The organism is Pseudomonas sp. LY-1, assembly GCF_053502595.1.
Genome location: NZ_CP094353.1, coordinates 463990 through 479855, shown reverse-complemented (window position 1 = coordinate 479855; position 15866 = coordinate 463990). Strand labels below are relative to the sequence as shown.

The window sequence follows — 15866 nt, the reverse complement described above, 5'->3', positions numbered from 1 at the left end:
TCAGTGTGGGAGGGGGCTTGCCCCCGATTGCCAACTGTCAGCCACTGCATCGGGTGACTGACCCACCGCCATCGGGAGCAAGCTCCCTCCCACATTTGATCTTCGGTGGTGCCAGAATCGAGACGGTTAACTCAGCCCGGCGCGCTGCCCCGCCTGAATCCTGGTTTAGATAACACCTCGGTCAGTGTGGGAGGGGGCTTGCCCCCGATTGCCAACTGTCAGCCACTGCATCGGGCGACTGCCCCACCGCCATCGGGAGCAAGCTCCCTCCCACCTTTGATCTTCGGTGCTGCCAGAATCGAGACGATTAACTCAGCCCGGCGCACTGCCCCGCCTGAATCCTGGTTTAGATAACACCTCAATCAGTGTGGGAGGGGGCTTGCCCCCGATGACCAAGCGTCAGCCACTGCATCGGGCGACTGCCCCACCGCCATCGGGAGCAAGCTCCCTCCCACCTTTGATCTTCGGTGGTGCCAGAATCGAGACGGTTAACTCAACCCGGCGCGCTGCCCCGCCTGAATCCTGGTTTAGATAACACCTCAATCAGTGTGGGAGGGGGCTTGCCCCCGATTGCCAACTGTCAGCCACTGCATCGGGCGACTGACCCACCGCCATCGGGAGCAAGCTCCCTCCCACCTTTGATCTTCGGTGGTGCCAGAATCGAGACGGTTAACTCAGCCCGGCGCGCTGCCCCGCCTGAATCCTGATTTAGATAACACCTCGATCAGTGTGGGAGGGGGCTTGCCCCCTCCCACCTTTGATCTTCGCTGAGATCAGTCCGTACCGTATTTCGGGTTGCGCGGACCGTACAGCAGCCCGGTACGCTGCCCTGCCGAGAGCAGGCGCGCACTGGTGATGCCCGCGATCGGATGCGCTGCGTCGGTGGAGCTGTTGATCACCTGCTTGACCGCCGCTGTGATCAACATGCCCACCAGGCCGCCGCCGTTGTTATTGTTGCCTTCCTCACTGGACGCACGCGCCGAGCCGGTCCATAGGGTGGTGCCGGTGCGCAGGTCCACCAGTTTGGCCGAGGCGGTCACCGCGGTGTTGCTGGAGATCAGCATGTACTGGGTGCCGTACTCGCTGACGGTGATGTACAGCGCTGCATCCGCACCGAAGATGTCATGCAGCTTGGCCGGCGGCACGCCCTGGATATCGTTGGCGGTGGTCAGGCCGTTCTGGCGGAAGGTTTCGTCCACCAGGGCAATCGGCAACACGTAGTAGCCGGCTTCGGCCAGCGGGTAGGTCACCTGCGAAACCATGCTGTAGGACGCCTGCACTTCCGGCGATTCATTGATCGGCGGCAGCACCAGGATCGACTTCGGCCGCGCCTGTTTGTATGCCGTGTAATCAATCGTTTTCGGTGCCGCGCAACCGCCGAGCAAGGCCAGGGCCAGCAAGGCGCCGGTGAGTTTCAATAGGCTCATTTGGTGGCGACTCCAGTCTTGGCGTTTTTCAGCAGAAAGTCCATGTACGCAGCGGATTCGGGGAACAGCGCCTTCTCGGTGCGGAACTCCTGCACCATCTGGTCATCCTTGCCCATGCTCAGGTACAGCATGCCCAGGTGGGCGTGGTAACCCGGCGGTGCTTTGCGGCCACTGGCGTTGATCTTCTGCAGATCGCGCTCCAGGGCCTCGACCTGCGCTTCCTTGGGCTCGCCCTTGAAGTACTCGTAAACCTGCGGCTGGTAGCTTTCCCATTGATACAGGGGTTGAGGCGCCGTCTGGCACCCGGCGACCGTCGCGATTGCTGTCAGCATCAGCGCCAACTTCACTGCCTTGCTCATCCGTGTACTACTCCTTGAGGGGTTGCCAATCAGTTGCGCGGGTTCCAGGCGCCGGCGTTGATGCCGTCGACCAGGCGGTTGATCGCTTCACGCATGGCCAGGTCGAGCACCTTGCCATTGAGGGTGGAGTCGTAGCTGGCGGTGCCGCCGAAGCCGATCACTTCACGGTTGGACAGCGCGTACTCACCGGCACCCTGGGTGGAATACACCACTTCGGAAGTGCTGATGTTGACGATATTCAACGCGACTTTGGCGTAGGCCACTTGCGTCTTGCCACGGCCGAGGATGCCGAACAACTGGCGGTCGCCGGTTTCTTTGCGGCCGAACTCGGTCACATCGCCGGTCACCACGTAATCAGCGCCTTTGAGCTTCTGCACGGTGCCTTTGATCGCGGCTTCCTGGGAAATTTCGCCCATGTTGTCGCGGTCCAGCACGCTGAAGCGGTTGGTCTGCTGCAGGTGGGTGATCAGGATGGTCTTGGCCTGGCCGCCGAGACGGTCGACGCCGTCGGAGAAGATGCCACGCATGTAGCTGGAGCGGTTATCGAACTTGCCCACGGCAATCGGCACGCGCACGCCGGAATAGGCGACGTGGGCGCTGGCGACTTGTTCCACCGGCATCGCGCGGTTGCTCTCCGTGGCGCAACCGGCCACGGTCAGCAGCGCTGCGACGGCAACGCCGGACAGCAGGATTTGGGACAGTGTTTTCACATGTTGCTCCTAAAGTGAGGAAATCAGCAGCGTTCGGTGTAGCGAGAAACCGGGCACGAGGCGATACCCACCCCTTCGAGGTCGAAGGCGTCGGGCCAAGGGCGGCAGTTTCAGGGAGGGAGGCAGGCTGGCCTGCGCAAAGGCAAGAACTCGCGCGTAACTGACTTCATCCCTGAACATGTCGGGTCGCAACGGCTGCAGCATTTTACGGGGTTGAGAGGGGTTCTCAAGGTGTTTCGTCGGAGGGCGTGCGATGACGCACATTCCTCAAGTTTTTGGGCTATCGGTCGAGACACTGGCCTGGCTCATTCATTAATAGGGAAATTGTGTGTTGAAAACCCTCTTCCGGGCAGCGACCCTGATCGCCGCTCTGTCGATGACCGGTTGTGTGTCCTACACCGTCACCGGCCCCATTGGCGCCCCGCTCCACCCCGCCGCCATCGCCAGCCCGCGCAGCGCACAAGTCGCCGATGTGACGGTGAGCGCCGCCGACATCAACGACGCCAACAAGACCGCGATCAGCCGCTCGCTGACCGCCCAGCTCAATCAGTACGTGAGTACTGCGGGCTACTTCAAGCAGGTCACCGAATACCCCGTGCGCCTGGGTGAGCAGGACGTGTTGCTCAAGTTCAACATGACCTCCCTCAAGGGCCACCGTGGCATACACCCGGGCTATGTCCCCGGCGCCTTGCTGACGCTGACGGTCTGGATCTGGGTCAACGGCCCGATCTACGTCGACACCTTTGACGTGGCCGGCGACCTGGTGATCGTCGATCGCGATGGCAAGGAACTGGCGAGCGCCAAACACGAGGTCAAGTTCGAGCGCAACGTCGGCCTCTACGGTCGCGAATACTGGGCCCCAACCATGGGCGCCAAGCAACTGAACGAACTGGTCGCGCAACTGCTCGACACCGCTACCGCGAAGCTGGCCAAACAGTAATTTCAAGGAGCGACACATGAAAGGATTGATCAAACACAGCCTGGTCCTCGCGGCCATCTTGCTGACAGGTTGCGTGTCTTACTCGCAACACGAACTGCCGCCCGTGCAAACCTGGCCGCCGACCGCCAACGCACCGGCGCAAAAACCCACGGCGTTCGTGCGTACCACCGCGCTCCGCCAGGTCAACAGCGGCCCGGGCAACACTGCAGCCGGCGCTCCGGCGGCGTTGTGGGAAAAGGCCGTGGCGGATTCGTTTCGCCAGTCCAACCGCTTCTCGCGGGTGAGCACCGACAAGGTCGACTCGGACATCTACGCCGACGCCACCCTGTACAACAACGAACAGTTCAACATGGCCTCGGCGATCATCACTGGCGTGACGTTCTTCATCATCCCGTCCACGGCGAAGAACACCTTCACCCTGGAAACCGTGTTCAAGGACAAAGACGGCAAAGAACTCGGGCGCATCAAAAAGAGTGAGTCGGTACGCACCTGGATGCACCTGGTGCTGATCGTGGGCATCCCGTTCCAGGCGGACACGCGGGAAGTGGTGGAGGCGTTGACGCGCAGCACGCTGGATGAGGCGGTGCAGCGCAAGTTGCTGTAACCCCGCCCCTGTAAGAGCGAGCTTGCTCGCGAAAAACCAGAGAACACCGCAGGCATTGAGCATGCCCGCGGTATCGTTGCCTGCCTCAGCTCACTTGATCAGGTCAGGTCGAGTGATCTTGAGCATCGCGGCGCTCACCGCGCCCTGAACCGAGCAGGTGATCATGCCATTGCTGGTCTTGGCCAGGTCACTGGGGGCGGGCTCGACCATCAAGATGCGTTCGGCCGTATCGGTGACCAGCTTGCCTGCATTGTCATCGCCACCCTCCGGCACCCAGGCTGATTGCTTATGCGACCAGATCTGCGCACGAGCGTAGATACCGTTGGCTTTCTCCAACTCCGTACCCGGAACTTTACTCAGCTGTGCGTAAAGCGCGTCGGGCGCCTGCTCGGTGTAGAAACCCCAGTTGATGATCCGCGAGCCCATCAGGTCCTGGTCTTCGGCGAAAAAGCCGGTCAAGGTCATACCGTCAAGCGTCAGTGGCGTGTCGAACATCCAGCGCTGGCCCATATCGGATTTTGTGCCGCCGCTGAGCGTGATCTTGCCGTTCTCCACCTTATGGGCGACACGTTCCTTGAGCCCCGGCTGGCTTACCACCGCCAGGGAGTTCTGGTCGCAGGCGAGAAAACTTTGCAGGGCAGGCGCCGCGGCGAAGCTGCTGGTGCAGGTCGCCAGAGCAGTGAGCGAGATAAACAAACGATGCATTTTCATTGAAGAGCTTCCTTGGGTCTAAACAATTGCGGGCCGGAAGGGTCGGGCGTTTAGCGGGGGATTTGCGTCCATACGGTGCCACTCCGACTTATGTCGCGTGTCAGTCAACGAGGGTTGAAGAGTCGCGTGTCAGCCCCTTATCAAGCTAAGTGTGCAGGGCGGATGAACAGCGACAACGGCCGGGCTCCGAGCTCGGCCGCCTTAAGCGCTTTTAACTTACTTGCTTTCTTTTGCCACGGTGCCCAAGGACGCATCCTTGACCAGATAACGGCCTTCCAGATCGCTCAGCACTTTGAGGCTGTTGCGCGCCACGGCAAAGCCCATTTCGACTTCCTGCTTGAGGTAAACCACCTCACCGGCCTTGACGTTGATTGGCATGTCCGCCCAGTTTTCAGCCTTGGAGCTGATCACGTGCTTGCCCGGCGTCACGAAAAAATAGATGTACTGGTTACCGCGGTTGTAACCCATCTCCGAGTCGGCTTCCTTGTCATCCAGGAACACGTTGAACCGTACCAGCATCCCGACGTTGCTAGGGCGCACGACATACACCAGGCCTTTATCGGCCACGGCAGCCTTGGGCAGCGAATAGCTCGCCACGTCAGCCTGCATCTTCTCCACCGACGGGGTCGAAGAACAGCCAAACAGCGTGGCCAGGGACACAACGACAGCGCCTTTGCAGAACAACTTGATCATGTATTTCTTCCTTGTGGGTAGCGGTGGGGCGGATTCGAAAACGCCGGCGAAGGCCGGTTCAGATTTTTGATGCGTCTGGGCATCACCAGTATGTCGGCAGCGGATGGCATTGCATAAGGCATTGTGCCATCACTCTGATGCCTTGCGCGGTTTTGGGTGAGGGGCTTATAGTCCGGCCGTCGCCCAAATGGCGATCAGGTTTGGCGACCTGACAACAGAGTGCAAAAGCAATCCGCTTTCATGCAGGTGTTTTTGCACCCGCAAAGTCGTACCTTTTATGGCGGCTGTGCGCGGGAGACCCCCGGGTCTGCCGGTTTACTCTGTTGCCGGTTCGCCAACCTGCGTACAGCTGCCACCCATTCGTTTGGCGACGATTGAGTGGTGGCCTCAACCACTTAACAGAGTGCCAATTATGAACCGTTACATGCCCCTGACCGGCCACGACTGCACCGTCCCCGCACTGCTCATCGACACCCAAGCCCCCCTCGACGTCCTCCACGACGCCGCCGTGCACCGCATCCAAGCCGTCACCCAACTGCTGGAAAACCTAGCCTTTCGCGAACAGCTCAGCAGCGATGCCGTGGTGCTGCAAGACTTTGCCCATCTACTGGCGATTCCGCTGCGCGATGGGTGTGATTTGTTGGATGTGATCAGCCGCAGGCTCAATGCCGATCCAACCTGAATAAAATCGGGCGGCCTTGGTGCCGCCCCGGTTTGTGCAGATAATCAACTCTAGGCCCCACCATTAAAGAGAAATAGGGGTCAGACCACCATTATAAGACTAAGAAAAAACAGCCTTCGGACGACATACCACTCCTCGGATAACTCTCTTTTTAAAGGACTGAACAATAGTCACAAAAACTCCTTAAATGCAAAATGTGGTCTGACCCCTATTTCCCGCGTCCTGATAACATGGAGTTGACCTATACGATAAATGGAAAGACCGAAAAAGTTTTCTTTGAAAATGAGGCTCATAAGATTCCGGAGGTTATATAGTGGTTACTCAAGACGTACAGTTAGTGAAACAGATTTTTGAGCTGCTAGATGCAGGTATCGTGGATGGCTACGACTCTTTTTTTTATGAGGTAACAGTAGGTGCGGGTTATATAGAAACTGTTCTTACTGTCGAGAACAAAGGGGTTCGGGTGACGGATGCGGAAACGGATTACAATGGCGCAATCCTCTATCGTTTGGTGAAGGAGTTGAGGGAGTGCGCCACCAGACGTGGTGAAAATTGGAGTTCGTTTGTGATGACTTATGCGCGTGGTGGAGAAGTTAAAACCAGGTTCAATGCTTGATTGATAAAAGGTCTTAGATCAAAAAAGATCGGTGAAAGTGGATGAGCAGGGGCGAGGCTATCTGTTTGGCTTCGCTCGGTTACTAGGCGATGAAAGCCAACGTTGTAATTGTCCAGGTGTTGCAAGTTCAGATTGATGTTGGGGCCGACGAGGATAACATTTAATCGGAAAGAGCCGGGCTCGGTTAGGGATTCTCCGAACAAGTCCGCAAATGTGCTGAAATACGCCTGACTTCCTAATCCGAGCCGCCCATGAGCCTGGCGAGTTTTCCGACTTCGAGTAAGCGGGCAAGCGCAAGCAGTCACGCCGCGAACGATTCTGAGATGGATCAGGTCATGCCCTAGAGAGAGAAATCGCGGTCAGGCCAAGTTTTTATAAGGGTCAGCAGAATTGCGCTTTAAAAAATGAGAGTGATGGTCTGACCCTGAGGGATCCCCACAAATCTACTCCAGGCTCTGCGCCTGATGGCGCACCTCATCACGCAGGGCTTTCTCCAAGCCTTCTCGCCCACCAAAATCTGTACAACTGCGCCAATATTCCATGCCTAGCCGCCACAATGAAAGTACACGTTTCACCTTGAGGCTGTTGCTTTGATAGCGTCGTTCCAAATCACGTTCTCGCGCCTGAAGCCCGGTTAAAAAGAGGAGATAGTTGGCGAGCGCAGCAATCAACAGCAGCACCTCTATTCGCTTTGGGCACCTGCTTCGATGCAGATTCAAACCCAGCCCCAAGTGCTCACTTTTCACATCTCGGAAGCCTTCTTCGATCTGCATACGCCGCTTATAAATGGCCACGATTTTTGCTGAATTCCACTCGCTTTGCTTCAGATTGCTTGCCAGCAACCACGGCTCTCGCTCACGACTGGCGGACTGCCGGCTGAGCTTGCTTTTGGCGACTGATCCAGTGACTCGTTGATGTTTACGGCCCTTGGCAGAGTGGCGAACGCAGTACAAATCAATGAAGTGAGGCGCGCTGCGGGTCATCTCAACTCGACCCAGCGACTTGGGCGATGAGGTGGCCAGAGCATACAAATTCTTCACGGGTAACCACTCACTTTCTTCGCGACGATAAAGCTCACGGTTACGTATGCGCGCCACGTAATACCAGCCTTGCGCGGCTACTGCCTTCATCCATGGCCGCCGGAAGCCTGCATCAGTTACCAAGATTGGGATACAGCCATCAGGCAGCAATTCAGCTAGCGTTTTAATCAGGCGACTTTGATACCTGGGGCAACCTTCCCGCTCATGAACACTTTCATAAATAGGAAACGAACGACCTGCCAGCGGGATTGCGGCTCTCAACAAGGGGCATCAATTCGAGACCAATCGACCAAGATCAGCGGATGCTTCAACGAGCCCAGCAACGCTCGTAGCATCACCCAGTAGTACAATGGGCGTTCTGATCTCAGATGCTGATTTCCCAGCAGACGGTCGACGCGCTTGATGGCATGTTTGGGATAGGCCTGACCCGGCATGGAGCGCCCGAGGCCCGTCAGTGTTAGGCGACGGCCCTGCAGTAACGAACTGACACAACTCACCAGCGTTGTCAGGCGGCGAGAATGGATTGAGGGGAGTGCTTGAGCGAGCGCTCTGTGTAAAAATCGAATGGCCTGCATGGGTTCGGGATCTTAGTTTTGTGTGGTGCAAACCAAGTTGCCGACTCATGCAGGCCTCTTCAATAATTCCAACTTCTTGATTTTTTGTAAGAAAAATCGGGGATCCCTCAGGGTCTGCCCCCTATTTTCTTCTTCCCTTACTGAACTGCCACCTTGCACCAATTAAACAACTATAACATCACCAGAATCCAGATAAATCGAATAGGATTCATAGTCACCGCTACAGTCAGCCTCGATTACAATCCTATCGCCAGAACTGAATGATACCTGCAATGTAGCAGTCTCGACTTCCTCGACCAAAACGACATCTTTCAACAAAAAATCTAACAAGGGTGCACTGGTAGATGAATCCGTGAATTCTCGTCTCCCCGAAACATCACCAACTTGATACGTCAATCCTGCTTCAACACAGAAGGAAACCTTATATGGAGGAACGCCGGGTGCAATTTGTGGGCGTGAAAAGTCCAGCCTTGTGACGCGCACACCAAAACAAACCATTTCCAAGTAACACCCGGAAAGCAGCAGAAAATCAAAATCGTCTGGCAATGTGTACATATGTCCCTCTAATTAAGTCCATAGCCTTTCAACGACGAACAGGCGGTAAAGAGTCTGGTGGAAGCGGAACATGTGTATCTCCCTGCCCGATACCCGGCTTACCTGTCGACGGATTCATCGGTTGCTTGCCGGAGTTCTGCCAACGCCAGTATCCGTCCTCATATCCTGGAACAGGTGATGAGCCAGGCGGCATAACTCTAATGTGCTCCCCTTTCGCGGGATCAGTACCAGCCGGAAAGTAGATTTCACCACCATTTCGCCCTGGTCGACTGACCCACCCTGACGGAATTACCGGTGCCTGTGGAGGGTTTGATATTTCCTCTACAGTTTGTGGAGTCTTCGCCCCACCTTTTGCACCCTGCGGTACATCAGGACCCACAGCTTCACCCTGACTACCCTTCCCTTTCCCTGCTCCAGAGCGCGAGGGTAATGTTACTCCAACTCCAGCCTTGATAGCCTCCGCCCCGAGCTTAACCAACACCCCACCGCCAGCAGAGCTGATATCTGCAGCAATTTTGCTGGAAGCGTCTAGGTTGCTCCCTATCACAAAACCTACAGCAGAAGCAGCACCACCCTGCCCCTGGGACCTAAGCTTACCTACCAGATCGACGAGTTTCTGATCATCGTTCGCCAACGAGATAGCAATACCCCTGCAGCGTTGCGGATCGCGCGCGCAGAGCGCATCCAATTCGTCATTTCTCTGCTGATCAAGGGCCGCATACCGCTCCCTAACCGCCCTTTTCTCTTGTTCCGTACTTTTGCTGTCAACCTCCCGAAGCATCTCCTCGACTTCTTTGTGGTAAAGGTAGTTAAACGTCGTCGCCTTCTGAGCAATCTGAGAGCCTTTCTCTAAATCACCATCAACCGCTGCCGCTGCTAACAACCCAGTCAGTTGTGAAAGCATCAAAGTGATGTCTTTATTGCCTTGGGCGGCCCAAGTTAATTGATTGATGAGCGCTTCATTCAACCCAGCCGCCGCAGCCCCGGTTTTGAAATCACTGCCGGTCGCTTCCGCCAGCAATCCGCCCATCAATGCATGAGCAATGATCTTTTGAGGGCTTCCATTCGGGAACGTGACGTAGTCACCCACCCAATTAAAACCGGTAGCCATCGCAACGTTGCCAGCCTCTCCCAGCAAGGCAGCATTGAAATTGTCGCCGAAACTTCCGCCCTGGATGGCCGTAGAAATCCCGCTAGAGATTACCGCCCGACCTCCAGTGCGCAGGGCGATATCACCCGCTGACGTCCAGGTGAAAATGTCTTTGGAGGAGTTAGTAACCGCCAAGGTTGAGCCCGCACTCGGGTTAACACCTTGGACGGTGCTAGTACTTGCACCTGCTTTGTCGGCACCAGCGAACCAATTAGTGTCGGCATACTCCAGAGCACCCGCCGTAAAACCAGCAACCGCCGCGCTTTTAAGACTGTCGGTACTAACGGTTTCCTTCAAAGCCCTGCCGAGGTTGCCTTTGTTGTTAATGGTGCTGGTAACACCCGTAGTAGAGAAGCTCGTAGCGACCGCCAGTTGCCAGCCACCTAGACCAAAACCAGCCGGGCCCATGATCGCCGCCATCATGATCGCAATCGCAATCTTGGCACCGGCACCCAGCCCCGAGTTGTCGTACTTGAAGCTCTCGTGAATCTCCTTCACCTGGCGCCAATCAATGTCGCCACGTGCCTCAGCTTGCTTCAGCCAAGCCAGATTGGGATCAGCCTTTACCATCGCATCAACGGTCTGGCTTACGGTCTGCTGATCAACCTGTTTGACATCGATGCGAATGCCTTCGGCGGCCTTGATAACAAGCTGCCCTTGAGCAACCAGCTCGCTCTGACGCAGGGTTTCATCGGTATTGCCTTTACCTTTGGCGCTGAACCAGGAGAGGTCGCTTTTACTCTTGGTGTGGCTCTCATCGTGCAGGTCCTTGACTCCTTCAAAGACGATCGCACCGCTGCTATCGAGAATGATGTCCTTGCCGCTGTTGAGCTTGGCGACTTGGTACAACTGGTCGCCACCACTTTTCAGAGTGAGGTTTCCGCCCGCCTTGATCTCGGTGCCTACTTGAGTCGTGCGGGTTACTTCGTCCATCTGCGCCTTTTTAGCGCCCCAGCTTCCCTTCTCCTTCATGTCATACAAGGTATGCGTACTGTTCTCAGCCGCCAGCAGATTCATCTGCTCCCCGCTGTACAAATACGCTTCATTCCCCGCACTGATCTTGCTCGCCACCAGCGTCGTATCACGCCCGGCCTGACTTCTGAAATCCCCACCCGCGGTCAACACACTGGCCACTTGGGTGGTCTGCTCATCCGTCGTCTTGATGCGTTTTTTGCCGTGTTTTTCCTTACCTTCAACACTGTGCACATCGCTGACCGACACCACGTTGAAATCGCGCCCGACGTCGACATTGATGTCTTTGCCAGCGGTGGCCGTGCTACCGATGATGTTTACATCCTGCCCAGCCTTCATATTCAGATTGCCCCCCGCCGTAACGCTGGCGGCGAGGTTTTTGACGTCGGTGGTGATGCTGGATTTGTGCCCGCCGTCGCTGAATTCGTGCTTCACGCGGGTATCGCTGACGGGCAGCAGGCTGAGGTCGCGGCCAGCGGTGAGGGTGACGTCGTTGCCGCCTGCAAGCGCACCGCGATTGATGAGGTCACGACCGGCCTCCATCACCAGGTTGTCGCGGGCGCTGATGGTGCTAGTACCGTTGTCGGTGAGGGTGCGCATGCCCGCGCCATCGCGCACTTGAATCGCGGTGGTGTCGTTGGTGATGTCGCCTTTGAGGGCGGCGAGGTTGACTTGGGTGCCGCGAATTTCACCGGCCATGGCGTTGCGAATGCTGTCTTGGGCCAGCAAGGTCAGGTTGTTGCCCGCTTCGATCAGGCCGCCGTTGTAGAGACTGCCGCCGGCGGCGGCGGAGAGGTTGTTGCTGGCGCGCAGGGTGCCGACGTTGAGCAGGTCGCCGCCAGTGACCAGGTTGAGGTCGCGGCCCTGGATCAGGCTGCTGCCGCGTACATTGCGTGACTCGGCCTGGGCCAGGTAGAGCACCGGCACGAGGACGCTCTGGCCGTCGATCACGCGATTTTCCATCCACACGATGTCGTGGGTCAGTGCGCCGACTTGCTGGCTAGTGAGGGTCACACCGAGACTCAGGCGCAGGGCGTCTTTGCTGGCCAGCGCGTTGTCCATCAGGTAGCGGAATTGGTCCGCGTCGCTGCTCAAGGCACTGGTGAGGAAGCGTTGGCCGGTTTGCGCGAGCACGGCGTCGCGGATCAGGCGGGTTTCGTATTGGCCATCCCCGAGACGGCGCCAGGCGGTGTCGGCGCTGAAGCCGAGTTTGTCGAGCATATAGTCGGAGCTGAAGAAGCCCGAGAGGCTGGCAAACTGGGGGTTGGTTTCGATCAGGTAGTGGCTGGTAGGGTCGGCGTTTTTGACGAACAGGCCGTACTCGCCCTTGGGCAGTTTGAAATACGGCGAGGTGGTCGGGTCGACTGGGGTGAACGCCGAGCCAGGGGCACTGGCCTGCTGGCTGAGGCTGATGTTAATGCCGCCGACGGGGATGCCAGTCTGGTCGTTGTCGAGGGTGCCGGTCAGTTGCGCTTTCTGGTTTTCCAGCAGCGTGCCGTTTTGCACGGTGTTGACGACTTTGGACAGGTCGACGGTGCCACCGGCTTGCAGGGTGGCGTTGTAGACAAGCGCATCTTTTACGGTCCAGGTAGTGACGTTACTTGCCTCGGCAAAACGCCAGTCACTGGAGCGCGCCTTGAGCGCTTCAAACGTCGCCAGGTCGAAGTGACCGGCAGCAACGGCGGCGCTGAACGCGGGGACTTCGACGTACTCAACGTGGTCCCAGTAATGTTTGTCAATTCTTCGCGGAGTGCCGATAACGATGCTGTTCTGCCCAGTGCGGGTGCCCGCGCCTTGGTTGAGCAGGTTATTCGCGACGATGCCGAGGTTGCCGTTGGCGGCCAGCAGGCTGTAACGGTTCTGGACGTTGTCGCCCTGGATCAGCATGTCTTTGCCGGCGACCAGGCGCGCGGGCGCCGAGTCCTTGAGCGCGGATTCGAGGAAGGTCTGGTTGATGCGTATCTCGCCGCGCTTGTACGAGTAGTCCCCGTCGCAGTGCTGGCCGCATTGCCAGTACACACTCCCGGTGGTCACGGTCCGCCCCAGCTCGAACACGGCCTTGGCGTTTTCCACGAATGCGGCGTTGATGCCGATAGAGCCTTCGGCTTCAACCGTGCCCGACAGGTTGCTGAACACTGCCGCCTGACCACCATCACGCGCGGCGAACGTCAGGTTGCCCTGGGTGTAAACGTCGCCATAAACGTTGCTGAAGCCGTTGCCGCGCAAGGTCAGGTCGGCACCGCTGAATAGCAGCGAATCCGCTCCATTGGTGATGCCGTTGACGGCGCTGAGGTTCACTGCACCCTGTGCACCGAGGGTGCCACGGTTGTTGATTTGCAGCGCGGCGATATCCAGTTGCTGACGTGCGGTGAGGTAGCCGAGGTTGTCGAGGGTGCCGCGCAGGTTCAGTTGGGTGGTGTTGCCCGCCAGGCGCCCACCGTTCTGGCTGAGGCTATTGGCCTGCACGCTGAGTTTTTGCAGGGCCGACACGCGGCCGCTGTTGGTCATGTCGCCGCTGAGGGTGATGCTCAGGTCGCCGTCGCTGAGCAGTTCGCCGCCGTTGTCGAGGCTGGCCACGTCAAGCACCAGGCCTTTTGCGCTGGCCATGCGGTCGCCGGCTTTGAGGGTCAGGTTCTGGGTGCTTGTGTAAGTGAGGCGTTCATTGAGTTGCACACGCCCGAGGCCATCGACAGTACCGAAGGACCAGTCGGCGGTGCCCAGGCCATTGATGTCGCCTTGGCTGCCGCTGAGGCTGGCGGTTTTGACGCGGAACAGGCCGCTGCCGGCGTGCTGCAATTGACCGGCTTGGTTGTTCAAGTGCCCGGCGTCGAGACTGAAGGCCTGGCTACCAAACTCAAGAATGCCCTTTTGGTTGCTCACCTGACCGCTGAAGTCGAGGCTGCTGCTGCTGGTGCCAGCCAGGCTGCGTACTTGCCCGCCTGCGCTGTTGTCGAGATTGCCGCCGCCGAGGGTCAGGCCCTGGCTGGCTTCGATCAGGCCGCCACGGTTGGTGAGCGTGTCGCGAGCCGTCAGGTCCAGTCGGTTGCCGCTGATCTGGCCATTGGCGCTGTTATCGAGGGTGGCACCGTCGAAGGTTAACAATTCTTTGCCGAACAGTTTGCCGCCACGGTTGGTCAGGGCTTTAACGGTCAGCTTCAGGTTGCCGAGTTGGCTGGCCAGTGTGCCGTTGCTGTTGTCGAGCGTGTCGGCTGTCACTGTCACGGTGTTGGCGACGAGCAGGCCGCTCTGGTTATTGACGCGGCCCGCGTTGACCGTCAAGTCGCTAGCAATGATCTTGCCTTCGCTGTTGTTCAGTGCGGCACTGCTCAGCACCAGGCTGCCACCGGCCATTTCGATACGGCCCTGACGGTTGTCCAGGGACGCGCTGTCGAGGGTCGCCGCCTGGCCTTCACCGAAGCGGAGCAAACCGCCCAGGTTGACGATGGCCGGCGCATTGATCGCCAGGCTTTTTACGCCATACACCCGTGCCACTTCGCCCTGGTTGACCAACTTGGCCGCATCGATGCTGACGGTTTTACCCTGAATGACGCCGTCCTGATTGGTCAGCGTTTGCGCGGCAGTGATCGCTAATGTGCGGCTGGCCAGCAGGTTGCCGGTGGTGTTGACAGTTTGCGCGTTGACCACCAGGTCGCCGGTGGTATTGCGGGTGTTGTCGGCGGCGACGCCAGCTTCGATGATGCCGGGGTTGGTCACTGTCGTCGCATTGATTTCGATACGCTGACCGGCCGCCACACTCTTCTGGTTGACCAACGCCTGGGCGCTGGTCACTTGCACGTTGCCGGTGGCGTAGACCTTATCGGTGAGGTCGATATTCTGCGCGTTGACCGTGACGTTACCGGTGGCCGCTGCCTGCGCCATGCTCAAATGGCCATTGGCATCAAGCTGAATATCCCCACCACTGGCCGCCAACGTACCGTCGAGCTTCACGCCCACGCCGGCTTCGGTGCCGACCAGTTTGATCGCGCCGGCGTACATGCCGCCCAAGGCGCTGGAGTCGATTGCCAGCTCAGGCTTGGCGCTGCCATCGTCGGCGCGCGCGGTGGTTTTCAGGCTTTGCGCGTCGACGTCATTGCGCCCGGCAATCACGGTGAGCTGGCGCGCATTGATCTGCGCATTGATCTTGGCCGAGCGGGTGATGATTTCGAAGCGGTCGACGTTGCTCGCGTTCAGGCCCTGGCCGTCAATGGTCACGGCGCCGCCGTCGACTTGGTAGTGGTCCAGGCGGCCGACGGTGTCGATGACGGGTTTGCCGGTGGTCAGGGTGGCGTTGGGGGTGTTGATGAAGCCGCAGCCGTTGCAACTGATGCCGTAGGGGTTGGCGACGATGACCTTGGCCGACTGACCCGCTACTTCGGTGTAGCCGCGCAACTGGCTGGGGTTGCCGCCGTTGACTTCGTTGAGGATGACGCTGGCCGCGCCGCCCTTGAGGTTGGGGTTGCCGACGATGTAGCCGCCCAGCTGGGTGTTGGTCACCGCGCCGCTGGCGTTGTTGAGGATCACGCCGTTGGGGCCGACGTTGTAGTCTTTGAACTGGTTGTGCGACAGGCCACTGCCGTTCGGTGTGGCGATGTTCACCACCGGCACGCCATTGCCCGCGGCGCCGACGGTGGTGCCGGGCGCGCTGACCACGATGCCCTCGGCCTGGGCCAGCAGCGGCTGCCAGAACAGCGCGTTGGCGAGGATCAATGCCAGCCCGCGCTTGGGCAGGCCGAAGAACGCGTCGCGCGGCTTCAGGGCGGCAGAAGGTTGGCGGGCCAGGAAGGCAAATTGGCGAACATCCATTTTCAAATTCTCGATGTAACGGGGCGTTG

The 15866-nt window shown here is 58.4% G+C and carries 11 protein-coding genes and 1 pseudogene; 4 read left to right on the top strand and 8 right to left on the bottom strand.

Features of this window, described 5'->3' with window-relative positions:
* Positions 1-773: 773 nt before the first annotated feature.
* Genes MOQ67_RS02160 through MOQ67_RS02150 form a run of 3 tightly spaced genes read right to left on the bottom strand, consistent with a single transcriptional unit; the run spans position 774 to position 2496 of the window.
* Positions 774-1427, bottom strand: a complete 654-nt coding sequence (locus tag MOQ67_RS02160) for a DUF799 domain-containing protein (protein ID WP_079442601.1) — start codon at positions 1425-1427, stop codon at positions 774-776.
* Positions 1424-1786 (bottom strand): DUF4810 domain-containing protein, encoded by a 363-nt coding sequence (locus MOQ67_RS02155; RefSeq protein ID WP_017848623.1) that lies wholly within the window; start codon positions 1784-1786, stop codon positions 1424-1426. The genes MOQ67_RS02160 and MOQ67_RS02155 overlap by 4 nt, the downstream gene beginning before the upstream one ends.
* A gap of 29 nt (positions 1787-1815) precedes the next feature.
* Entirely contained in the window at positions 1816-2496 is a 681-nt protein-coding gene (locus MOQ67_RS02150; protein ID WP_017848624.1) for a CsgG/HfaB family protein, read from the bottom strand.
* Positions 2497-2824: 328 nt separating this feature from the next.
* Here MOQ67_RS02150 and MOQ67_RS02145 point away from each other — a divergent pair, with 328 nt between their 5' ends.
* Complete coding sequence (locus MOQ67_RS02145; protein WP_198718759.1) at positions 2825-3436, top strand: hypothetical protein; 612 nt, start codon at positions 2825-2827, stop codon at positions 3434-3436.
* Between the two features lie 16 nt (positions 3437-3452).
* Positions 3453-4040: a hypothetical protein gene (locus MOQ67_RS02140; protein ID WP_046488826.1), complete on the top strand. Its 588-nt coding sequence runs from the start codon at positions 3453-3455 to the stop codon at positions 4038-4040.
* A gap of 90 nt (positions 4041-4130) precedes the next feature.
* Here MOQ67_RS02140 and MOQ67_RS02135 read toward each other — a convergent pair whose 3' ends face one another.
* Together MOQ67_RS02135 and MOQ67_RS02130 are read right to left on the bottom strand one after the other, a co-directional pair.
* Positions 4131-4751, bottom strand: a complete 621-nt coding sequence (locus MOQ67_RS02135; protein WP_046488829.1) for a hypothetical protein — start codon at positions 4749-4751, stop codon at positions 4131-4133.
* A gap of 216 nt (positions 4752-4967) precedes the next feature.
* Complete coding sequence (locus tag MOQ67_RS02130) at positions 4968-5360, bottom strand: DUF2846 domain-containing protein (RefSeq protein WP_173677843.1); 393 nt, start codon at positions 5358-5360, stop codon at positions 4968-4970.
* Between the two features lie 508 nt (positions 5361-5868).
* Between MOQ67_RS02130 and MOQ67_RS02125 the strand changes: the two genes are divergently transcribed.
* Positions 5869-6126, top strand: a complete 258-nt coding sequence (locus MOQ67_RS02125) for a hypothetical protein (protein ID WP_046488837.1) — start codon at positions 5869-5871, stop codon at positions 6124-6126.
* 313 nt (positions 6127-6439) lie between these two features.
* Positions 6440-6742 (top strand): hypothetical protein, encoded by a 303-nt coding sequence (locus MOQ67_RS02120; protein ID WP_046385098.1) that lies wholly within the window; start codon positions 6440-6442, stop codon positions 6740-6742.
* Between the two features lie 443 nt (positions 6743-7185).
* Here MOQ67_RS02120 and MOQ67_RS02115 read toward each other — a convergent pair.
* From MOQ67_RS02115 to MOQ67_RS02105, 3 genes and pseudogenes are all read right to left on the bottom strand, one after another.
* Positions 7186-8357, bottom strand: a pseudogene (locus MOQ67_RS02115) (IS4 family transposase).
* A 162-nt stretch (positions 8358-8519) separates the two neighbouring features.
* A complete protein-coding gene (locus tag MOQ67_RS02110; RefSeq protein WP_126585958.1) occupies positions 8520-8912 on the bottom strand; it encodes a hypothetical protein in 393 nt (130 codons plus the stop codon).
* Positions 8913-8940: 28 nt separating this feature from the next.
* Positions 8941-15837, bottom strand: coding sequence for a two-partner secretion domain-containing protein (locus tag MOQ67_RS02105; RefSeq protein ID WP_448675813.1), 6897 nt, complete (start codon positions 15835-15837; stop codon positions 8941-8943).
* Positions 15838-15866: the final 29 nt, after the last annotated feature.